Consider the following 22780-nt stretch of genomic DNA (forward strand, 5'->3'; position numbering starts at 1 on the left):
GGGTTCTACAACCACCAACGCCGGCACAGCTCGGCGGGCATGATGAGCCCGGTCAACTACGAGGACACAGCGGCCCCCGACCGGGAAGCCGCATAGAGAAGCCCTCCACGATTCGGGGGGAACCACAGACAGTGGCTTATGTAGGCATGGAGCAACCCCACGTCACCAGCGCGAGACCGCCTCATCCGGGCCAGCTTGAACCGGACACCCTCGGCCCCACCTATGCCGGTGGGATGGGCCGCGGCAAGTCGCCTGCACAGCTGCGCACGGCCTCGGCGAAGGCTGCCGCTGCGGCCGCACTCCAAAGGTGGGCACGTAGCCAGGAACGACCCGGGGTCGTGCTCGACCCGTACGGGTCGTTCGGGTCGTTCGAGCCGATTCGTCTGCGCGTCGACGGCGACCACGTCCTTGATCCCCTGGCGTGGGGGCCGATGCCCACGCGGGGGCACCCCGGGGAGTGGTCGGAGTGAGTGCCACGGTGACCAAGGCGACGAGACCTCGCCGCCCTCGAGGCGGCAAGAGCACTGCCCGCCCGACCTCACGCACCATCGATGACCTGTTGGCCGACTTCGGCACCACGATGCCGCGCAAGGCCCGACCCGCAGCCCAGCCGCCGCCGGAGAAGCTGTTTCCCGCCTCGGTGCAACCCGGCGGCGTTCGGCGGATGGGTCATGGGTGGGCCCCGACGTTGCCGCCGTTGGTGGGCTATCAGATGACCTCGGAGGAGACCCCGGTGTTGTGGCCGTTGATCTCCGGTGACGGGCTGCCGCCCTGGGGTGCGGAGATGGGCTACGACGTCCTCTCGGGCGGCAAGTTCTACTGCGACCCGATGGGCTGGGTTCTCGACGACTCAATCCCGGTGACCAACCCGAATGTGTTCATCTTCGGCAAGCCCGGTCGCGGGAAGTCCGCCACTGTCAAGGCGTTCATGTTGAGGATGATCCGCTACGGCTACCGGTCCTTGGTGTTGGGCGATGTGAAGGACGAGTACGAAGATCTCGCCCGGTTCCTGGGGGTCGACCCGTTCCGGATCGGACCCGGTCTGGCCGGGCGGATCAACCCGCTCGACCTCGGCCCGCTCGGGGTGGACTGGGACAAGCAGACGCCGCAGGAGCAGGAGCGTCGAGCCACCGTGATCTTCAACCGGTGGCTGATGCTGATCCGGGGACTGATCGCCTCCCAAGGCGTCGTGTTCTCCCCTACCGAGGAGCGCGTGATCAACAAGGTGCTGCGGCATCTGACCGGCTGGTCGGCCGGTGCCTCGCAACTCAAGCCAGTCACCATCCCCCTGGTGTGGGCTGCGCTCGACAGCCCCACCGACGACCTGGTCGCTGATTGCCGCTACTCCACCCGGCAGGACTTCTTCGACGGCACCCGGCCGCTACGTGACGCGCTGGGCGCTTTGTGTGAGGGCTCTCTGCAGGGCATGTTCGACACCGAGTCGACCTTCCAGCCCGATTGGCGTGCCCCGATCCAAACCCTGTCGCTGCGATCGCTGCACGAGACCGGCAACAAGGTGGCGGTCGGCATCGCGTTGATGTGCCTCAACAGCTGGGGTCAGGGGATGCGGGAATCTGCCTCTGCTGGCGATCGGCGCATCGTGTTGCGTGATGAGGCGTGGTTGCAGACCCGGCTCTCACTCGAAGCGGTCGAGGCACTCGACGCCAACCTGCGGCTCTCGCGGACCGAGGGTGACATCCAGGTCGTGACCTACCACAAGCCCTCAGACCCGCTCAGCGCTGGCGACCAAGGTAGTCAGGCCGCCCAGATCGCCAAGGACCTGCTCAATCTCTCCGATGTGCGCATCTTGATGGGCCAAGACGAGTCGGTCGCCGACGAGCTCGGCCGGCTGATGGGGCTCTCGGAGATGCAGCAAGGTGTCATCACCAACTGGGCGATGCAGGAGAAGGGCCGCGCGCTGTGGATGGTCGGTGACCAGCGGTACAAGGTCCAAACGCTGCTGACTCCGCTGGAGAAGAGGCTGACGTACACCAACGACGCGATCGACCCGGTCTCATGACTGTTCCCGAGGATGCTGAGCGTTCCTCACCCCCAGTGAACTTCCCACCACCAAGGGGTCGGTCATGAAGAAGGCCTTGGTGGTGGGGCTGCCGTTCTTGCTGATCTTGCCGTTGCTGTTGCTGATCCTCGGCATGGGTAGCGCCAGCATTGAGGCGGCGCGGGCGGCCTGCGCGGTGACGACAAACCCCACGGGGGGAGGTTCGTTCGGGATCGGCACGTTGAACTGGCGGGGTGCCTCGCACTTCACTCGCAACCCGCATCCGGGTGAGCGGCACTATTCCGTCCGAGTGCCCAACATGGTGGCCAAGGTCAACGGCTCTGGCGCTTCGATTGTGGGGTTTCAAGAGTTTGAGCCGCCCCAGGCCGAGGCGTTCTTAGCCGCCACTCAGGGCCAGTGGGCGTTGGTGAAGGGCAAGCGGCCGAACGGCAAGGAATCCTCGGCCAACGCGATCGCGTACCAGCCGGGCGCATGGGCGGTCGATGACGTGCGTTACGTCGCGATCAGCTACGGCGGGGAAAAGATCCGGGTTCCGTTGGTTCGCTTCACCTCTTCGACGGGGATGGGTTCGGTGTGGGTGCTGAACACCCACCACCCTGCCAACGTCGTCCAGGGCAGCAACGCGGTGCGTGATGACGCAGTTCGTGCCGAGGCGGAGGCGTTGAATGCGATCGCCACCATCGAGCCGGAGACGCCCCTGCTTCTCACTGGCGACATGAACGACCGGGCCAGGTTCAAAGAGCTCTTTGTGTCGCTCGCACCGGGATGGCATGCCGCGAATCCCAGCGACCAGCAGATCGACTGGGTGATGGGCAGCCCGCAGGTCGCGTTCGTCGATCCGATCGTGGATAGGTCCACCAACGACGGCGCGCACAGCTACACCGACCATCCCTTCGTGCACGCGACCGCACAGATCGCTGCCACGGGAGGCCCGGAGCAACGCGCATCAGCAGCGTTGGGGACCATGCCCATTGGATTGCAGGTCACGCCGGGAGGCCCCGTCAACGGCGAGGTGTTGATCGCCAACGCCAGTATCAAGACCCGGGCCGGGTTCGACCCCGGCGTGCGGGCACTGACAGGACATGCGCCCGACTTCATCACCCTCAACGAGGTCGAGGACGTTCCTCTACCGCACATGAAGTCATTGGTCGCGGGCTATGACGCCTACCGCGAGCCACTGCCAGCGGGGGAGGACGATGCGAACGCCCTGGGCAGCGCGATCATGTGGCGCAGCGACACGTGGCAGCTGCTTGTCGGCGGTCGGGTGAAGATCGTCGAGGACGACCACACCGTCTTCAACGGGGCGAACAAGAACTGGGATCGGTTCGCTGCGTGGGGCACCTTTCAACGCACCGACGGTGCCGTGGTGTCGGTGATCGCGGTGCACCACATGACCAACGTCTACAAGTTCCCTCAGCAATGGGGGAACCCGCCCATGACCCGGGCCGAGCAGTACGACCTGGGCATGGACTATCTGATCCAGCTCACCGGCGTGCTGAAGGCCTACGGGCCGGTGTTCGTGGGTGGGGACATGAACTCCCACGCCGGCGACGGCCACGCCGCGGCGGCCACCCGGATGGCCGCGGCCGGCTTTGCGAACACCATGGACACAGGAGTGATCTACAACTTCTATGCAGCCCCGGTCACGGTGCTGAGGACCTGGCAGATCAGCGCTGCGGCGGTGCACTCGGACCATCCGGCCTTGTTCACCCGCATGTCGATGAATGGTGCCGGGCCCTCGTCAGGATCGACAACGGTTCCTCAGGGGTGTCCACCGTGTCCGAGCACCCCGATCACCGCGCCGGTGCTGCTGCCCGGGGTCACCGGGCCGGAGTCGATGGAGGCAGCCACGGTCGCGGCCCAAGCGGCCTATCAGGCAGGGTTCCGTGGCGAGGACCTGGTGATCGCGGTGGCGATCGCGCGAGTGGAATCGACCTGGAACCCCCGCGCCAGCAACGGCACCCACTTCGGTCTGTGGCAGATCGCGAAGTCCCATCAGGGCAAGGTGCCGGGCTGGGACAAGCCCGCCGACATCTACGACCCACTGCTCAACGCCCGATACGCATTTGCGCTGTATCAAGCCCGGCCCGGGGCGGGTGAGGCCAAGTTCGCTGACTGGATTCCGTTCGAGAAGCAGGACCACCGCACCTACCTCGAGCAGGCACGCCAGGCCGTGTCACAGGCCGGTCTCGCCGAGACCAGCCAGACCGGCTGCGTCTCGAACGTGTCGGTGTCGGCTGAGTTGTCACCGCTGGTCTCGGCGCGGATCAACGCCATGCTCGCCGCGAAGCAGGGGCTGTGCACACTGTCGTGGACGAACGGCGCGCCGTGCACCTACGACAACCAGTGCCCCAAGGTGGTCGACGCGCTCTACGGAGGACCCGGAGTGGGCCGCGGGTACGGCGACGGGCAGGACGTGGCCCAAGGCATCATCAACGCCGGACTGGCCAAAGCCCACGGCACCGGTCTGGACCCGCTCCCACCGGTGGGCGCGGTGGTGTCCTACAACACCGGCAACGGGGTGGGGCATGTCGCGATCTATGTGGGCAACGGCCAGATCTTCGGCAACGACTACGGCTGCACCCAGCAGGGCAGCTACGGCTGTGTGGGGTTCGCTGACGTCCATGCGCCAGGTGGGAGCGTCACCTGGGCACTGCCCACACCCGGGTTCGATCTCGGCGGGAACCCCGCCCAGGCCGCGTGAACCTCGGCCCGAGTGAAGATCACGCCCTACGGCGGCGTCCGATCCGGCCGGCGCCGGGTTGCTTATGAGGGTATGGACGTACGCATCGGCATCACGGCGACCGGGGAGCTGGTCACCTTCGACACCGCCAGCTCCCGACCGCTGCTGCTGGTGGGTGACTCCGGCCGCGGGAAGACCACCATCTGTCGCTACCTGACGCGCTGGTGGCTGGCTGACACCAACCGACATGCCCACGTGTTCACTCCCGCGAGCACCGAATGGGCCGACCTGCGCTGCCACCGACACCCGCTCGACGAATGGCCACCCACCTGGGATGCACCCGGCTGTGTCGAAGGGTCCTGTCTGATCGTGATCGACGAGGCTGAGCTCCTTCCCGCCACCGCCTGGGCGTCACTGCCCCTGGGAAAGGTGCCGGTGTTGTTGACCGCACGCGACGCGAGCCTGATCCCGCTGCCACGCAGCGACGTCGAAGCGCTCCCCTGTGTGGGGCTGATCTGCCCCGACAGCACCGACCCGGTCGAGCTGGCGGTCCAAGAAGGTCAAACCCGGCTGGACTGGCCCTGCGGAACCGCCGCGATCATCGCCGACCAGCGCAGCCCACTCGACGCGCCTTGTCACCGCTGGAACACGCCGACCCCTGAGTGGGTGAAGGCACAGTGAGCATGGAACGCACCCGGCGCGAACGGTTCGCCACCGCGACCCCGCCGACGACATGGCAGGTACCTGTCGCGGTCACCTGCGCGGGCCTGGTCTTGGTGGTGTTGACCCCACTGGTGATGCAGAGCCTGGCGGCGCTGCTGACCTCGGGACAACTGGCCTGGCCGACTGGTCACCACTGGGCCGCCTACCGCGCTCTGTTGCAGGGACACTTCGGTGAAGGTCTGCCCGAGAACATCGCCCAGACGCTGTGGCCGAGCCCCGCGATGTGGGCGTGGACGCTGCTCGGGGAGCTCGTGGTGGGCGCAGCCGCAGTCGTGGTCGGACTGTGGATGCGTGAGGTCACCGGCACCACCTCCGGGCACGGCCTCGCCACCAGTGCCCAAGCCGCCGAGGCATTGGGGTTGCCCCGGCTGCGGAAGAACGCCGCTGTCATCCGCCCTGACCTCTACGGCACCGGCTCCAAGAAGCCCGGTGCGAAGGAGCCCCGACCCAACGCGCGAGAGAAGGTTGCGGCTAGATGAGTGGTGCGAGCAGCAACCGCGTCGACCCCACCCAGGTGGGCTGGCGGCTGGGGCGGGCGCCCGGGATCAGCGGGCCCGAGCTGTGGGTGCCCTACGACAAGACCACCTGCGTGATCGGGCCCCAGGGATCAGGAAAGACGCTGGACCTGTTGGTGCCCGCCCTCTTGGATGCCCCCGGCGGCGCCCTGGTCACCTTGACCAAACCCGAAGACCTTTTCCTCACCCTCGAGGCACGCCAGAAGGACGGCCGGCCGGTGGCCGTTCTCGACCCGTTCGGCCTGGCACCCGGAGTGCCTGAGTTGGTGTGGGACCCGATCGCAGGGTGCGAGGACGCGATGTTGGCCGAACGCCGCGCCAAGGCGTTCGCGGCCGGCACCATCAAGGGGGCCACCGCCCAATCCTCCGATCAGGCGGCGCGCTTCTACGCGGGTGAGTGCGCCAAGGTGCTCCAGGCCTACTTTCACGCGGCCGCGATCGCCGGCAGCAGTCTGGACGAGGTGCTGATGTGGGTGTCCAGCCCCCGCGAACACCCGCGTGCTGAGGAGATCCTGCGGACCCACCCCTCTGCTGAACCTTTGTGGGACGGTCTGCTGCGCGGCGCCTTGTACGGGGACGAACGCACCGCCGGCAACACGATCACCACGGTGCAACAGGCCATGGCGCTGTTCTTCCAACGCACCATCCGCGAACGCTGCGTGCCCTCAGCTGCGCGCCCCGCCACCAATCTCCAGTCGCTGATCGAGGCAGGCGGCACCATCTACCTCCTGGGCCGTGACGACCCGTATGCGTCGGCGTCGCCGTTGATGACCGCGGTGACCGAGCAGATCCTCGACACCGCCAAACGACTGGGAGAGACCTCCCCGTTCGGCAGGTTGTGTCCACCGTTCCTTGCCTGCCTCGACGAGCTGCCGTCCACGGCACCGATTCCGACCCTGTCCACGCGGATGGCCAACGAACGAGCACTGGGGTTGTCATTCCTGCTGGCCGCCCAGACGTGGCGGCAGTTCGTCGTCTGCTACGGCGAGGACGAAGCCCGCACCATCTTTGGGCTGTCGAACAACCTGGTCGTCTTCGGTGGCGGCAAAGACATCCGGTTCTATCAGGAGCTGGCCGACCTGATCGGGTCGACGACCCACACCGAAACCCGGCACTCCGCACGCGGCAACGAGTGGTTCGGACTCATGGACCGGTCCTGGGACCAGCGCCGCGTCCCCATCTTGGAAGCCGCCGAGCTGCGTCGGATCGAGCAACGCAAAGCACTGGTGCTGGCCGAGATGTACGACCCGATCATCGCCCACCTCCACCGCTGCATCGACGGCAGGCGCGGCAAGGAACTGCTCGCTGCCCAGCGCCGCGCCCGCCAGGCCGCCCGCTCACCCCTCACCGACAACAACGACCCCTCCCAGAGCAGCACGCAACCGTCCGCTACGACCACCGCGACCGAGCCGATCGCGCGGACCCGCCAACGCCTCGGGCTACCGAAGTAGGAGACCCCGCTCATGACCAGCCCGCACCCCTCACAGCTCGCCTCGTCGCGAATCACCATCGGCCACCAGACCCCGCCACCGCCGGCGATGCTGCCCGAGCTGATGGTGAAGCCGTTTCCTGAGCCCGGACCCACGATCCGCACCGCCATGGAGCACCTGCAGCAGGCCACCGTGGAACCACCTGCCGATGAGGAGGCCTTGCGGGAGTTGGCCGAGATGCCCAGGCCGTGGGACCCGGGCACCTGCACCGGACGCACACGCACCGAACTGTGGTCCTGGCTGGACCTGGTGGCCATGTGGGTCAACGAGCAGCACCTGTGGAATGTGACCCGCACCGGAATCCCCGAGTGCTGGCCCCAGCACCCGCACCTGGTCAACGACCTCGCTGTGGTGGCGTGCGGTCGCTACTACACCAGCTTCGCGGTCACCCCGGCCGCGCTCGAAGACTGGCACCGCTACACGCTGCCCGGGTTCCTCGAACGGCTGCGCGACCGGCTCGGCGAGGGCTGCCAGCCCTCCAAGCATCAGCCGCGACCGCGGCACGAACGCGATGAAGCTCAAGCCTCGACCACGGCCCGCCGAGCCCGACGCGACCGGTTCCGAGCCGACCTCGAGAAGGCCGGCGCCAGGACCACTGGCCCGTCGAAGACCCCAGCCAGGCCCGCCGGTGATGACCACGACAGCGACGACCTGCACGAGAGGTGGTAGACCAATGGCCACCAAAGAACCCCGACTCCGCGTCGTCGACACCGACCACACCGTTACGGGCGAGAGGGCCGACGACGAACTCACCGAACAGCAAGCCACCGTCTTCGCGGCCCTGGTCGCCCAGCGTGATCACGAGGCGGTCTCCCACACGCTCGATCAGATGAACGCAGGCCAGCTGCGGTCCTTGGCCCTCATGCTCGCCCATCAGGTCAACGCCGCCGAGACCGCTGAGGGTGACGTCGCCGACGTGGGCCCCGAGGGTGTCTGCGCCATCGCGGTGGCCGAGGCCGCGAAGGCGTTCGGCACCACCCGCGAGGCGATGCTGAGTGCTGATCGGCACCGCAGCGTCACCGATGCCCGAGCCGTCGCGATGACGGCCGCCCGACGCACCGGTATGACGCTGCCCGCGATCGGGGCGTTCTTCGGCAAGGACCACACCAGCGTGATGTACGCCCAGAACAAGGTCGCCAACAACCCGCGCCTCAACGCGGTCTGTGTTCGGATCATCGACCGCATCGATGACCACTACGTCGACCCGACCAGCCTCGCGGCGCTTGATCCTGCGCCAGCCGGTGAGGTCGATCGGGTGCCGCGCCGGAGCAGCACCCTGCAGCTGGCCGCGCTCACCTCGAGCGCATCGAGCACCGACGATCGGCAACACCACGACGCCCGGGCCTTGCACGGGAGCGTCGCAACCTCGGCGCCCGGCCGCTGACCTCCACCACCGACACGAGTTCGCCAGAGCTCTTCAAGGGGCAAGCCATGGGACAGCACGAGATCACCATCGACTTCGGCGACTTCGACCTGACCGGAGTCTTGGAACACGATCGCGCCGGCCGTGAGCTCGTGCTGGTGACCGACGAAGGCCCCGAGTGGTTGAGCATCCAGCTCACCCAGTACGGGCTCATTCCCGAGCCGGGCAACGTGTTCATCAAGGACTGGTCTGAGCACTCTGGTCTTGCTGGCCGCATGGCCGGCCAAGGGCTGGTCACGATCGTGTCCAGCGTCAACGTCGGCCCGTTCTCCTCTCGGGCCTTCGAGGTCACCCCCGTCGCCACCGAGCACCAGGACGCCCTCCGCAGCGCGACTCTCCAGGCTGGGGTGCTGCCCGGGCACGGTCGTGCGAGTGAGACGGATCGAAAGCCCGCAGTCTCGGCACCAGAATCACCGCCGGCAACCGGCCCCGGTCTGTGACGTCGCGGGAGGCGTTCCGCACCCGCACTGGTTCTTCCTCCTGTCGGTGTGACGGTGGGCCCAGATGTCGGTGCGCCCGCCTACGGTGGGCGCCATGCACCTGAGCCCTGACGAGATCGACCGGTTCTGGTCGTCTGTCGTGAAGGGCCCGGCCGAGACATCATGCTGGCTGTGGCGAAAGGCCTTGGGCGACGATGGGTACGGTCGCTTCTGGGTGCTCCGCGATGGCCGGCAAAGGGTTCTGCGGCCCCATCGAGTGGCGTGGGCGCTGGCCGAGGGCGTCTCGATCGACCTAGTCCCGGTGGTGGAGCACGTGGTGTGCGACAACCCGATCTGCGTGCGCGCCGACGGCACCCTGCTGGATCATCTGGAAGGCTCGACCCAGGCCGCCAACTTGGCTCGAATCAGCCAGCACGGGCGGCGGGGAGTGCTGGGCTATCGAGGGCGGATGCGCGGCCGAGAGGCGATGTATCGCCGTTCCCTGGCTTTGCGTGCCGCGGTGATCGACGGGTGGGACGAGGAGCGAATCGCGCGCGCGTTGGCCTCACTTGATGAGAGCCAACCCGTCCTGTTCTGAGGTGCCTATCAGCGTGTCGACGTGGCGATCAGCGGCTCAGAATCCGACCTGACGAACCTGAGACCCCCAAACGGGGGGCGGCAACGGCGTTCTTTGCCTCCGGGTTGTCTCAGAACGATTCTGAGCCAGTTGCCCGCCCTCAGCGTGCGGGTCCGTTGCCCTCGGGCCGCACCATCGTCGGCGGCGTCGGTTCTGCGGCAGGTGGCACTGACTGGCTGACGCCCAAGCCGAGGCCGTAGTTGCCCGCGACGTCGGGGGTGGCGGTGCGGGGGCGTTTGCGGGCGGCGTCGTTCATCTCGTCGATGCGTGCCTGGACGTAGCCGCCGGGGTTGCGGTCGCGTTCGATGCTCTCGGCGAGAGTCTGGTGTTCGAGGATTCCGGGAGCGAAGTGCAGTTTGGTGCGCAGTCGCTCGGCGGTGTCGAGCCAGTGTTCGGGGCCGCGGACGTTGAGGATGCGTGCCATTTGATGGATGAGGTGTTGGCGCACGTCGGTATCGCTCCAGTGGCCAGAGGTTCGCAGGAGCTGGTCGATCATCGCCTCGCCCAGCGGGCTGCGGGCTTCGATCGCGGCGGCCAAGACGTCCGGGCCTTCCTCTTGAAGCAACTGGGCGGGGTCGAGGCCGTCGGGTAGCTCGAGGTGGGTGGGGTCGAGGTCGGCGCCGGTCAGGTGCCAGTAAGCCTTCTGTGCTGCGGTCCATCCGGCCTTGTCGGAGTCCGTGGCCACGGCGATGCGATCGCGCCCGTCGACAGTGTTGATGCAGGCACGTAGGAGCTTGACCTGATTGATAGTCAGTGCGGTGCCCATGGGTGCGATGCCGACGGCCGTGCCGCGGGTGGCCAGGGTGATGGCGAGGGCGTCCATGGGGCCTTCAACGAGGACCGGCAACGCACCCTTGGCCAGCAGGTCGCGGGCTTCGGCGAATCCGTAGAGCGCTTCGCCCTTCGTGAACGCCGGGGTGGTGCGGGTGTTGAGGTACTTGGGTCCGGCGTAGTCGTCGTCGGTCTTGATCGGGTTGCGTCGGCCTTGGAAGCCGGCGATGGTCTGCCCGGTGGGGTCGTGGGGGTCGAGGATGGGCAGGACGAGGCGGTCGCGGAACACGTCACGGTGGTAGCTGGTGCCGTCGTCGCGTTCGCGGGTGGTGATGAGTCCGGCCTGCTGGAGTTCCTCGACGCTGGCCCCACGTTCGGTGAGGTGGCGCATCAAGCTGGTGCCGGTGCCGCCGGGTGCGTAGCCCACCGCGTAAGCCGGGAGGTCGGACAGGTCGGTGCGCAGCCGCTCGAGCAGGTAGTCCGGTGCCCAGGACTTGGGGTAGCAGCTGCGGTAGTAGTCCAGCGCTTGGGCGTTGAGGTCGTGGATGCGTTCGGGGCTGACCTGGTTCGGATCCGGGAACGCGTTCTCGGCCGTCACCTCCTCGACTTGCCAGGCCGGGGGAGTGGTGTACGGGTTATCGACCGGACGCCAATGGTCCGTGTCGATGTCGTCGACGGGGAGGTCGTCCGGATCGGCGGGGGCAGCGTCGTGGTCCAGCGGTGCTGTGACCACCACCGCGTGCTCGGCCTCGGCGTGGTCGCGGTAATAGGCGGCCAGGAACTCATCGGCGTCCTCGGGGGCGGCGGCCTCGGGGTCGGGCGGCACGTCGTCGCCGTCGGGCGCGTCGCCGAAGAGGGTTGGGGTGAGGGGTTGATCGGTCAGCATCGCGATACGCAAGACGAGGGCGTCGGCGATCTCGACGCCGGTCAGGGTGCCGTCTTGGGGAACCCCCGCCAGGGCGCCGGTGAGGATGCCGGTGGGGGTCCAGCCGTGGTGTTCGACGGCTTCGTCGACGGCGGCGACGATGGCCGGCCAAGCGGGTGAGCCTTGCAGGTAGGTGGCCTTGGTGGTGCCGAGGAGTTCGTCGAGGGCGGGACGCCACGCCGGTTGGAGGAGGTTCGCGGAGTGTTCGTCGGCGCCGAGTGCTGCGGGCCCCAGGTGCGGGACGAGCCGCCACCACAAGGCGGCGGCTTGTTGTTCGTCCGGCAGCGGGCGCGCGACCTGGCGGCCGGGAGCGTCGCCGCCGGCGAGGCCGTCGCCTGGGGTCTGGGTGGTGGTCGTGTGCGGGAGGCTGGGATCGGTGGCCAGGGCCGCGTGGATGTAGTCGGTGACCGGGAGCCCGGCGCGTTCGAGTCGTGCCAGCCGCTGACACAGTGGGGTGATCCAGGCGTCGTGCCGGACGGATTCGGGGAGCGCGTGGTACCAGCTGCGTTGGGCGAAGGGGTAGCTGGGGCGCGCTTGGCGGACGGCCCGGTTGAGGGCTGCTTGGTGGTCGCCGGGGGCACCGATGACGCGTTCTCCGGTCGGGCGCAGGTCGTTATCGTCGGTGCGCGCGACGGCTCGCCACACCGCGAGGTCGGCACGCAGTTCGGCGTCTTCGGGCTCGAGGAACGGTTGTGCCCATGCCGGTGCGGTCGCCCCGGTCCAGGCGTGTGCGGTCTCGCGGACGGTGCGGATCTGCTCGGCGAGCAGGTCGCGGTAGGCGTGGGTAAAGGGACCCCAGTCGTGATTGTCGGCGAGTCGGTCGGGGATCGCAGGCAGCCACGGCAGTGGTGAGCCCGCGGTTGTCGCCGGCGCGGCCGCCGAGTCCGCCATGTCAGTGGTGTCGGCGGTGGCGGGCTCGAGGCCTGTGATGAGGCTGTCGAGGCGGGCGTCGAGGACCGCGGCCGGGTCGCGGGCATCGGCTAGTGAGCCGATCGCGACGGCTTGGCTGAGCAGACGCAGTGGACTGTGTTCGTTCATGGCCACCAGCGCCAGGTGGGAGCGCAGGGTGGGCCAGGCGGGTGCGTCGGTCAGTCCGGGCAGCAGCTTCTCGGCGTGGAGGTCGATCTTGGTCATGCCCGTGGCGCCGATGAGGTGTTCACACCCGGTCGTGACGGCGTCGTGGTAGCGGGCGGCGAGGTCGCCGAGGTGACGGTGGGGGTTAGCCAGGTCGCGTTGGGTGGTGGTGGCCGAGACGGGGGTGCCGTCTCGTCGCAGCATCTGATCGAGCCGGTCCAGCGCGGTGGGTGGGAGGAGCGCTTCGGGGCGGATGAGGTTGTGCGGGTCGCCGTCGGAGGCGACGTTGAGATAGAGGTGGTTGGCGTAGCGGCCCCGTGAGAGCGCCACGTAGAGCAGGTTGCGGTCCTCTTCGCCGGTGAGGACGACGTGGCTGGTGCCCGTGGTGATGCCTTGGGCACCGTGCACCGTGGTGGCGTAGCCGAGTTGGACGCGCGTGGCGACGTAGCCGGCCGGGAGCGTGACCGTGGTCTCGAGCTGGTCGTGTCGCGCGGTGATCGAGCCGTCGGGGTTGACCGCGGTGACGTGCCACCGATCGCCGTTCTTGACCCAGTCGGTACGGCTGAGCCTCAGGGTACGGTCGTTGTGGCGGGTGATGATGCGGTCCCCTACGGAGACGCGGGTGCCGTCAGCAAGGGTGAGGACTCGGCCGATCTCGTCCTCGGAGTGTTCCGCGAGGCGGTCGTTGCGGGCGCGGGTGTTGAGTTCGGCGACCAGTTCACGGGTGGGTGCGATGAGCACGGAGTCGACCTCGGCGGCGCGGTCGGCTGCCCAGGCTGCGTAGGCCTGATCGGCGCACGACCCAAGGTCACCGACGTGGATGCGGCCCCGGTCGGCATAGAACGCGATGGCGGAGGGGTCGCCCTCGCGTAGCGCGAGGGTGGCTGCGGCTTCGGCGTGGTTGAGGCTTCCGTCGGGGTTGCGGAAGCGGTGGACCTCGCTGAGCGTGACGGCGCCGACCTGGTGGGCGATGTCGCGCAGGACGCCACCTGCCGCGACGGAGGCGAGCTGACGGTCGTCACCCACGAGGCGCACCTGGCCGCCGCGTGCGGTGATGTAGTCGATGGCGGTGGCCAGATCGGTGGTGGCGGCCATGCCTGCCTCATCGATCAGCACGAGCGTCTTGTCGTTGATCTTGTCAATCCAGGCCGGAGCGTCGCCGTTCTTGGCGTGCCAGACCAGCTTGGCGAGGGTGTCGGCGCGCACCTTCCTGCGTCCTGGCCGCCACGCGCCAGGCAGCCGGTTGCTGGGCTCGGCTGGGGTTTCGGGGTTGATCGAGGCGCCGAGTTCTTGCGCGGCAACCGCGGAGGGCGCCAGGCCGATGACGGTGCCTCCGGAGTCTTGCCAGGCGCGGGTGAGGACCTGCATGGCGGTGGTCTTGCCAGTTCCCGCGGGGGCGAGGGCGAGCTGGACCGCGCGGCCGCTGGTGGCCATCTCGCGCACCAGGGACTGTTGGGCCGCGTTGAGCTGGAGCTCGTTGGCGGCTGCTTCAGCGACCGCTATCCCGACCCGTACGTCGCTGATCGTGCGGCCCCCGGTGCGCCGAGCGGACTCCACGATGCGTCGCTCGGCCTCCATAACCGCAGGGGAGGTGTACTGGCGGGCACCGGCCAGGCTGTAGACCGACACGACGCGAGCACCCTCACCGGCCTGCCGGCCGGTGGTCTCGCTGCGTTGCAGCGGCTCGGGGATGGTGAGATTCTGCTCGGCTGCGGCGGTGGCGTCGGTGAGTGGGTCCGGGTCGTTGAAGGCCACCGAGTGGTCGGTGATCGCGGCGGTGACGACCCTGTCCACGGCGTCGCTGAGGTCACTGAGGCGTACGCCGTGAGCACGCGCGCGGCGTTGCGCCTCAGCACGCAGGTGCCACACCTGCCAGGTCGCGCGATCCTCGGCCACCCGCGCCACCACCTCGGCGGCGGTGTCACTGACCCATTGCTCGGTGACCTCCACACCACTGCTGGTGTGCCCCAGGCAGGTGTCGACCATGGCGTCGACCACCTCTGCGCCACCCAGAATGGTCTCGGCTTCGGTGCGCCATGACGCCCGTTGTTCGGCTTCGGAGCGGGGTGCGTGCTTGGCCTGGCGGGTCTGTGCCCACGCCTGTTCCTTCAAGGTGACGGCCTCACCCTCGGTGGGAGGGCGGCCGTGCTCGCGTTGGAAGGCTGCGGCCAGCTCGCGTCGACGGGCCTCGATCATGGTGTCGCGTTTGGACCAGGTCGAGGCCAGTCGCGGGTCGACGCCGACGATCTCGCGCACGGGCCGCTTGTCGGGGTCCCTGTTCACTGCGGTGGATCGGTTCTCGAACTGGACCCCCAAGCGGGCGATCAGCTCGGACTCCAGCAGGGTGTTGTACATCTCCGAGAGCGTCACGTTGGCCTTGAAGAGCACCCGGCCGTCGACGGCGAGCCAGCGTCCGGTCTCGTCTTGGACCTTGTTGCTGACCGCGACGTGGGTGTGCAGATGCGGGTCGGACGCGCGTGAGTCGCGGTGAGTGAACATGCCCGCGATCAGTCCCGCGGCCTTGACCTGCTGGAGGCCGCCGCGGCCGCGGCGGGTGAAGAGCACCTCTTGTTCCAGCCACGACAGCGTCGCCTCCACTGCGTCGTGATGGGCCGCTTCGACCTGTTGCGCCACGTCTCGATCAGCCAGTGCCCACAGCGTCGAGACGCTCTTGACCGGGGTGAAGGTCAGGTCGAACCCGGCTACCGCGGTGGTCTGTTGTCGGGTGACCTTGGCCATGAACGAGCCGCGCTCCCGGTCGTCGATGGGTGCGCGGCCGTGTTCTGCGATGAAGTGCTCGTTCGCCAGTTCGGTGCGGATGCGGGCACGTTCCTCGGCCGGGACCGGTGTCTTCCAGTGCCGGTCGTGGGCCAGGTTGTAGGCGATGTAGCGCCGGGCGGTCTCTTGGATGAACTCCGGTTGGTTGCCGGTGTAGATCGCGAACACCCGGCCCAGCTGGGAGGCCTTCTTGGCTTGTTCCACGCTCGCGCCGGCGTCGAGAGCGGCGTTCTCCAGCCGTTCGGCGTCGGGATGGCGACCCTCACCGAACAGGTTCCGCATCTGGGCCTCGGTGACTTCACTGCCCTTGTCCAGGCCCAGTTCGCCCAGGCCTGCGCCGAACCAGCGGCCCGGAGTTTCGCCCTTTTCGGCGTAGTAGTCGGCCAAACCCTGGTGGCCCCGGTCGGTGGAGTCGTGCACCGCGACCTGGCGAGTCAGGTACGTGTACCCGTCGCCCGCGGTCAGCTTGTGCAGCCCCATCACACCCTCACTAGCAACGCCGGCAGCGAGGGTTCGGACACTCACCAGCACCCGAGTTCCGACAGTGCATGAGGTCCGTGGTTTCTGGTGAGGTTCGGCTTCTGTCTATGTGTTGTTTAACAACTCGCGTTATGTCAGTCGGTGGACTTTTGTTCGGTGCTGCGAGTGCTTGGGCCGGGCGATGGTTCGGCTCGTCTTCGGCGACGCGGACATGAACGCGGTCGAGACGAGCGTTGCCGGGTCCCGCGTGCCCATCGTGACGCGGAGCGACCCCGGTGCAGGATGCGGGATCGTCACGCGCGAGCGTGACCGGAACGGGATCGGCTCCCGGAACGCGCGCCCAACCGAAAATGACCGTTTTGCGGTCGGGCTGGTGTGAGCGATGTTCTAGGCCGAACGCGCTTGTCGGTGGGCGCCGCTACGGTCCATCCATGACGAACGAGCGGCTACCCGACCAGTGGCACTCCCGCGACCTACCCGTCCTGTTGTGCGTTGCACGGTTGGAAGGTCGCGACGCTCCCGTCGGCACCAGCGACATGGTCGCCATTGAGCTTGAGATCCCCGAAGAAGAAGCCACGACGGCGTTGCTCGCTCTCGACGACGGTAGGTACATCAAAGCCATCACCGGCGGCGCGACGCTCGGAAGCGGTCCCGGCGTCCTCGCTGTCGACCTTCGAGAACGAGGCCGGCGCGTCGTCGGCCTATGGCCAGGCGAAGACGCCGCTGACAGCCTCGTTGACGCCCTCCGGCAAGCCGAAGACGCCACCAGTGACCCTGAAGAGCGCACCGCCATCCGCCGCGCATGGTCGTCGCTGGGAGGGGTCTCCCGGGACGTCATGGTCGACGTCGTCGCCGCGGTCATCGCCCGCCAGTCCGGGGTGGGCTGACGATGGTGGAGAAGCTCGACGACACCTGGCACCCCCGAGACCTGCCAATCCTGATAACAGCGGCACGACGACTTGAAGCACACGGGCGCCCCGCCGTGTCAGACGAAATTGCTCGAGAACTCAGCTTCGATGCCATGACCGTCGCCCGGGCGCTCGACAGCATGAACGGCGCATACCTCACTGGGAAAGCATCCAGGGCAGCCGGACACGGCACGATCGTGTTTATCTGCCGCGGCCTCACCGAGCGTGGCCGGCGCGCCGTTGGCCTATGGCCAGACGAAGACGCGGCCGCAGATTTCCTGGTGCAGCTCTTGGAGCAGGCCTCGGAACAGGTTGATGACGAGGACGACCAGTCCGCACTCCGGCGCGCCGGAAAGCTTCTGCGTGGAGTACCGAGCGCCGTCATTGCCGACGTCACCGCAGCACTCATACGCCAACAATCCGGCCTCTGACAGGAGTCCCGTGAACCCGTCGCGACGCTCCTCGCTGGCAACCAGCATCGACGGAAACGACCGGTTGTGGTCGTTAGTCGGATCTCTCCAACTGGACCTCTCCTCGGACCGGACACGAAGGCCGACAGTCATGTTTTCGCACTGCGCCTGACTACCGGCCGCCGACCGCGCCGACGAGGACCGCGCTGGCGGCGGCTGTGGCGATGGCCAGTACGGCGAGGGCGAGCATCACGACACAGGCGCGCAGGGTGCGTTGCCACGACTCTGTGACAGGGGCTTGTGAGCAGTCTGTTGATGGCGCTGGGCTCCTCAAGCGCCTTCCTCGTCTTAGCTGGCATCGCGCTGGACAATCGTGACCTTGGTGCCCATCGGGACGGTGATCCGGATGCCTCCGCGCGGGTCGCGCTCGAGGTCGACGCCGTCGAGTGGTGAGGTGGCCTTGGTCGGTCCGGCGAGTGTGCGGACCACCTCGACCATCCGGCGCTCGACGGCGTCGACCTCGGCGTCCTCGTATGCGGCCACCAGGCCGCGGCGGTGCAGCTCGCCAATGAATAGCTGAGTGTCGACGTAGCGGATGGGCCTGGACTCGCCGCGCTTCCAGGGGCCTCCGGGGGTCGGCTGTCCGACCGCGGCGGCCATCTCGGCCCGCGCTCGGGAGACGTTGAAGATCACTCGACGGTCGTCGTCCTCGGCGCGACGCCAGCCACGGATCTCGTAGACCGACACAATCTGGTCCCCCGAAACCCCGACGAGGTAGTCGTCCTCCTCGGACTTCCCGTGCTCGTAGAGCGCGTCTGCGCGCGGGCGATGGGCCTCAAGGGCCTGCTTGCCCAGGCCGGCCCACTTGGTGGTCGTGTCGGACTCGAGCTGCTCGAGCAGAACGTCGTCGGGGATACCGAGACGCACCTGGTCGATGAGGCGCTTCAAGGAGTGCTTGATGTTGACGACGATCACGCGAGGGTCCTTCAATCAGGCGAAGAGATCGGTCGACCTCCTATTCGACAACATCATGACACAAAGATGATGATTGCGTCGCCTAGAGTTGTCCCCTCGCGCGCACGTGACCGCGACCGGGACCTAGGGCCGAGCGGACAACGACGCCGGATCAGCGCGATGTGTGTGCGCGTGACGTGCCTGCGGGAATCGATCTCCCTCGATGAGGTGAAGGGCGTCACGACTATGCGTACAAGCCTCCAGCGGTCAGCTTGTGCACCCCATCACGCCTGGAGAAGCGAGCGCGGCGACCCGGTTTCGGACACCTGCCCGGCACCAATTCCGACGGTGCATGTCGGGAATGTGGAAGTCGAGTCGTGTCGAGATGCAGCGAATCTTGGCCAGCGCGAACTTTCAGCCAAAGAACATTGATCTGATCGACATTGAGGGCGGGAGTGGGGTGGCGGCTGGAGGTTGACCTGTGAACGGCACCGATGGGGCCTGGAGCGCTGTGGTTACACCGATGTGCGCTGTTCGAGACGACGGTCTTGCGTTGGCGAGATTCGCAGACCGAGGCGCGCCTCCAAAGATACTGTCAGCGTCGAGTCGTACGCTGGAATTCGCGGTGACTACCATGGCCGTTCAGGGCATCCAGCGGAGGAGGGCGAGCGCATGGCGCGGTCGGACCTGCTCCTCGATCTCGTTGAGGCCGAGCGCCGAGGCGACCGGGACCGCTTCAAGATCCTCGTCGAAGCGGTCATCTCGGAGGAACGTGCCAACCAGCACCACCTTCTCGCGGATCGCTTGTCGGAACTCATAACAACACTCGGCACGAGCAAGCCGCGCGACGACCACGCCTCGGCGATTCGCGACCTGGTCCATGAGATCGTCCCGGACCGCAAGCTCGAGGACCTAGAACTCGCTCCCGTGACCAGCCGCGTCGTCACCGAACTGATCGAGGAACAGAAGCGGTCAGAGCTTCTCCGGAGCTATGGCATCGAGCCACGCAACCGCCTCCTGCTGTCAGGACCGCCGGGTAACGGGAAGACCAGTGTCGCGGAGGCAATCGCCGCGGAGCTGATGCTGCCGTTCTACGTGATCCGCTACGAGGGTGTGGTCTCAAGTTTCCTCGGCGAGACAGCTGCCCGGTTGGACAACGCGTTCGAGTTCGTCCGCACGCGACGTTGCGTCCTCTTCTTCGACGAGCTCGACACCATCGCCAAGGAACGCTCCGATGAGCACGAGACTGGTGAGATCAAACGAGTCGTGTCCACGCTGCTCCTGCAGATCGACCGGCTGCCAGCTCATGTCATCCTCATCGGCGCGACCAACCACGGCGAACTCCTGGATCGAGCCGCCTGGCGGCGGTTCCAAGTGAGAGCCGAGCTTCACGCTCCTTCACGGGCGCAGGCCACCGAGTACCTCGAGCGCCTCGCGCAGCGCCTTGGTGGCGACCTCGGCTATGCCCCGCGAACCATTGCCGACAAGCTCGCTGGAGCGAGCTTCGCTGAACTTGAGGAGTTCGCCCTGGACATCCGGCGCCGTGCGGTGCTGGAGATGCCCGATGCGGACCTCCGCCGCATCGTGAAGGAACGGCTTGAGCACCGGCAAGCTCAAGCTGGCGAGTGAGCGGGGATCAGCGCCCGCTCCTCGCGCTCGGCGCGCCGGAGGTGGGCGAACGGATCAAGCAGACCCGTCGCGACATGCCGCGGCTCTCGAAGGTCCCGGCGGCTCGCCAAGGCCAGCGAATGTCCCCACAGTTCCGCGCCCTTTCCGATGCGTTCGATGCCCGTCGTGCCGAGTTGAGCCACGAGCAGGTCGACGAGGTCGACCCGGCCCTGGTCCTGGTTTTCGATCTGGCCGGCACGGTGGAGGCATTTGGAAACGCCGTCAACAAGATCGAAGGCCTGGAATTTCTCGCCGAACTGCTCGATGAACCCAGCGAGCCCGACGACGACTTCCACATGGTTCAAGGTGGCGCGCGTACCGACAACACGGTGCAACACTCGCTGTACCTAGTGATGTCGAACGCAACCGCAGTCACTCAGCTCGTCAGCCTCTTCGAGCAGTGGCAGCGGGATCCCAATCTCTCGTTCGAGCGCGGACTCGGTAAGTTCAAGACCGTCTTCGAGCAGTTGCGAGGGATCCGACGGTGGGGCCCGGATGACCGCGTTCGTGAGACCGGTCTGCTCGAACGATGGCAGGAGACCGTCGCTGTTGTCGGTCAGTCCATCAGCACCGTCAACGTCGAAATCGAACTCTGGTACCGGCGCGACCCCGCCCAGCGGAACAGTGCGGAGTCACACCTCAGGGCGGTGGTAGAGCGCGCAGGCGGCGCCGTCACGACCCAGGCACAGATCGACTCGATCAGCTATCACGCTCTTCTCGTCGCGCTGCCGATCCAGCAGGTCGAGACCGTCCTGCGTGAAGGCACGGCAGCCATTGACCTGCTCAACGCTGACGAGATCATGTTCGTCAGTCCCTACATTCCAATGTCCGTGACCGCTCCGGAGACCGAGCTGTTGTCGAGCAGTTCGATCGCGCCCGCCGAGCGAGTCACCGACCCACCCAGGATCGCCCTGCTCGACGGGCTGCCGTTCCAGAACCACGACGCGCTCGCTGGTCGGCTGATCATCGACGACCCCGATGGGATCGGGAGCACCTACGGTGTGGCGAACCGCCACCACGGCACCGCGATGGCATCCCTGATCCTCCACGGCGACCTGTCCAAGCCTGGGGACCCTCTGGCCCGCCCGATCTATGTCCGCCCGATCCTGCAACCACATCCCCTGCAGCCACGGCAAGAGGTGACCGTACAGGGCCGTCTGCTCACCGATCTTCTCCACCGAGCAGTCCGCCGCATTGTGGAAGGCGATGGCACTCACCCACCGGCGGCTCCCAGCGTTCGCATCGTCAACCTCTCGATCGGCGCACAGTCCCGAGCACTCGTCCGCCGGATGAGCCCGCTTGGTCGGCTACTGGACTGGATGTCCGTCGACTTCAACCTGCTCTTCGTCGTCAGCGCTGGCAATCACCCCAACGTCCCGATCGTGATCCCTGCCGACTCAGCGGCAACGCCTGAGAGCACCGCTCAGGCCGCCCTAAAGGCCGTCTACGCGACCAGCAAGGTCCGTGGGATCCTGCCACCAGGGGATGCAGTCAACGCCTTGACCGTGTCCGCGACCCACGCCGACGAGAGCGGCGAGGTCTCACTGCCAGACACAGTGTGGGACCTGGCACACCCGGACGCGCCAGCCCTCTACGGAGCAGTGGGCCCCGGCGTCGGCCGCTCGGTCAAGCCCGACGTCTACCACGCCGGTGGTCGCGCGCTTTATCAACGGCCCGTCGTGATGCGGGGCTCGCCGACCGTCGAACTGGTTCCGGTGAACACGGCATCGACAGGCCCCGGGAGCCAAGTGGCAGCGCCGGCAGCTGCGGGGCGTACCGACGCCACCGCTTACACCCACGGCACAAGCAACGCGACCGCGCTCGTGACCCGTGAGGCCAGTCGGATCTTCGACATCCTTGAAGTAGGCCGCGACAGCGCCGACGACGCGGAGTTCCCCGATCCCCAGTACCACCCCGTCCTCGCCAAGGCACTGCTCGTCCACACAAGCACATGGGGGCAGGAGGGCGAGCGGCTACGCGCGGCGCTCGGGCTCCATCCTCAACGGTGGCGGCGCGAACTCACGGCCGTTCTCGGGTATGGCGCGATCCGTCCCGAGCGCATTGCGAGTGCGGCGACGAACCGCGCCGTGCTCATCGCAGGCGGCTCGCTGGGACGAGAGCACAGACACACCTACGAGATCCCGCTCCCCGCCTCCCTGCGAGCCAAGGCTGAATGGCACCGCGTCACCGCAACGGTCGCCTCGTTCGTCCCCACGGCGGGGCACCTGAACCGCTACCGCGGCGCCAAAGTTTTCTTCGAGCGACTCGACGACCACGAGACCGGGGGCGCGCGAATCGAAGCCGATCACAACGCCACCCGCCGCGGCAGTGTGCAGCACGAGATCAGTGACGGCCAGAAGGCACTCGTCTTCAACGACGGAGGTGCCCTCCAGCTTCATGTCCAGTGCATGGACGACGCGCAGCGGCTCAAAGCCGGCCGCGTAGTTCGCTACGGGCTGGTCGTCTCGGTAGAGACCGCGATCACGACGTCGACGACCATCCACGACGAGGTCCGGGCTCAGTTGCGTGCCCGCGTACGCGCCGCCCAGCGCAACCGAATCCAGCCGTAACTCGTCTGCGCAGCTCTGTCCCTGTCGCGACCACCTACATTGACAACGCTTCGCAATCAGGACCGTCTGTGCAAAGTTGCCCGAGCGAGACTTTGCCTACGACAAGTCGATCTACTTGGGTGATGTCAGGTGATCGGCCAGTCTCCGATGAACCAGGGCAGTCGTCTAAGGTCGATCGGGGTCCAGCGCTGCTTGAGATTGCCTCGCGCCTCGGCTAGCGCCGCCGCGGTGGATCGACCGAACCCTCCGGGATCGTCCGATGGGTGCTGCACCTGGCTTCCTCACCGGTGCGGGATCGCCTTCCGGTGATCAGCTCACCTAGCCCTGACGCG

Annotated in this window: 15 protein-coding genes; 13 read left to right on the forward strand and 2 right to left on the reverse strand. The window is 67.3% G+C overall.

The genetic code is table 11. From position 1 onward, the window contains the following. Window positions 1-466 precede the first annotated feature (466 nt). The 9 genes from IRX98_RS21240 (at window position 467) to IRX98_RS21280 (ending at window position 9871) form a co-directional block, all read left to right on the forward strand. Complete coding sequence (locus tag IRX98_RS21240) at window positions 467-2020, forward strand: putative type IV secretion/conjugal transfer ATPase (RefSeq protein ID WP_224280225.1); 1554 nt, start codon at window positions 467-469, stop codon at window positions 2018-2020. Between the two features lie 64 nt (window positions 2021-2084). Beyond that, the gene (locus IRX98_RS21245; RefSeq protein ID WP_224280227.1) at window positions 2085-4724 is read left to right on the forward strand and encodes an endonuclease/exonuclease/phosphatase family protein; all 2640 of its coding nucleotides are present in this window, start codon (window positions 2085-2087) and stop codon (window positions 4722-4724) included. Window positions 4725-4736: 12 nt separating this feature from the next. Continuing rightward, a complete protein-coding gene (locus IRX98_RS21250; protein ID WP_224280229.1) occupies window positions 4737-5384 on the forward strand; it encodes an ATP-binding protein in 648 nt (215 codons plus the stop codon). A 2-nt stretch (window positions 5385-5386) separates the two neighbouring features. Then, window positions 5387-5905, forward strand: coding sequence for a hypothetical protein (locus IRX98_RS21255; protein ID WP_224280231.1), 519 nt, complete (start codon window positions 5387-5389; stop codon window positions 5903-5905). Beyond that, complete coding sequence (locus tag IRX98_RS21260; RefSeq protein WP_224280233.1) at window positions 5902-7392, forward strand: type IV secretory system conjugative DNA transfer family protein; 1491 nt, start codon at window positions 5902-5904, stop codon at window positions 7390-7392. The genes IRX98_RS21255 and IRX98_RS21260 overlap by 4 nt, the downstream gene beginning before the upstream one ends. A gap of 12 nt (window positions 7393-7404) precedes the next feature. Then, window positions 7405-8100, forward strand: coding sequence for a hypothetical protein (locus IRX98_RS21265; protein ID WP_224280235.1), 696 nt, complete (start codon window positions 7405-7407; stop codon window positions 8098-8100). Between the two features lie 4 nt (window positions 8101-8104). After that, window positions 8105-8815 carry a helix-turn-helix domain-containing protein gene (locus IRX98_RS21270; protein ID WP_224280237.1) on the forward strand — a complete coding sequence of 237 codons (711 nt, stop codon included), beginning with the start codon at window positions 8105-8107 and terminating at the stop codon, window positions 8813-8815. 47 nt (window positions 8816-8862) lie between these two features. Beyond that, window positions 8863-9294 carry a hypothetical protein gene (locus IRX98_RS21275; protein ID WP_224280239.1) on the forward strand — a complete coding sequence of 144 codons (432 nt, stop codon included), beginning with the start codon at window positions 8863-8865 and terminating at the stop codon, window positions 9292-9294. Window positions 9295-9388: 94 nt separating this feature from the next. Next, window positions 9389-9871, forward strand: coding sequence for a hypothetical protein (locus IRX98_RS21280; protein ID WP_224280240.1), 483 nt, complete (start codon window positions 9389-9391; stop codon window positions 9869-9871). A 139-nt stretch (window positions 9872-10010) separates the two neighbouring features. On the opposite strand, the gene mobF is transcribed toward IRX98_RS21280, so the two are convergent. Then, window positions 10011-15938, reverse strand: a complete 5928-nt coding sequence (mobF, locus tag IRX98_RS21285; RefSeq protein WP_224280241.1) for a MobF family relaxase — start codon at window positions 15936-15938, stop codon at window positions 10011-10013. Window positions 15939-16369: 431 nt separating this feature from the next. On the opposite strand from mobF, the gene IRX98_RS21290 reads away from it, so the two are divergent. Both IRX98_RS21290 and IRX98_RS21295 read left to right on the forward strand, forming a co-directional pair. Further along, window positions 16370-16825 carry a hypothetical protein gene (locus tag IRX98_RS21290; protein ID WP_224280243.1) on the forward strand — a complete coding sequence of 152 codons (456 nt, stop codon included), beginning with the start codon at window positions 16370-16372 and terminating at the stop codon, window positions 16823-16825. 5 nt (window positions 16826-16830) lie between these two features. Then, a complete protein-coding gene (locus IRX98_RS21295; RefSeq protein WP_224280245.1) occupies window positions 16831-17277 on the forward strand; it encodes a hypothetical protein in 447 nt (148 codons plus the stop codon). Between the two features lie 327 nt (window positions 17278-17604). On the opposite strand, the gene IRX98_RS21300 is transcribed toward IRX98_RS21295, so the two are convergent. Beyond that, window positions 17605-18231 carry a hypothetical protein gene (locus IRX98_RS21300; RefSeq protein WP_207085001.1) on the reverse strand — a complete coding sequence of 209 codons (627 nt, stop codon included), beginning with the start codon at window positions 18229-18231 and terminating at the stop codon, window positions 17605-17607. A gap of 651 nt (window positions 18232-18882) precedes the next feature. On the opposite strand from IRX98_RS21300, the gene IRX98_RS21305 reads away from it, so the two are divergent. Together IRX98_RS21305 and IRX98_RS22905 are read left to right on the forward strand one after the other, a co-directional pair. Continuing rightward, window positions 18883-19839 (forward strand): AAA family ATPase, encoded by a 957-nt coding sequence (locus tag IRX98_RS21305; RefSeq protein WP_224280247.1) that lies wholly within the window; start codon window positions 18883-18885, stop codon window positions 19837-19839. Beyond that, on the forward strand, window positions 19836-22448 hold the full coding sequence (locus IRX98_RS22905; protein WP_224280249.1) for a S8 family peptidase: 2613 nt from the start codon (window positions 19836-19838) through the stop codon (window positions 22446-22448). Before IRX98_RS21305 ends, IRX98_RS22905 begins: the two co-directional genes overlap by 4 nt. Window positions 22449-22780 lie beyond the last annotated feature (332 nt).

The organism is Nocardioides lacusdianchii, assembly GCF_020102855.1.
GTDB classification, from domain to species: Bacteria; Actinomycetota; Actinomycetes; order Propionibacteriales; family Nocardioidaceae; genus Nocardioides; species Nocardioides lacusdianchii.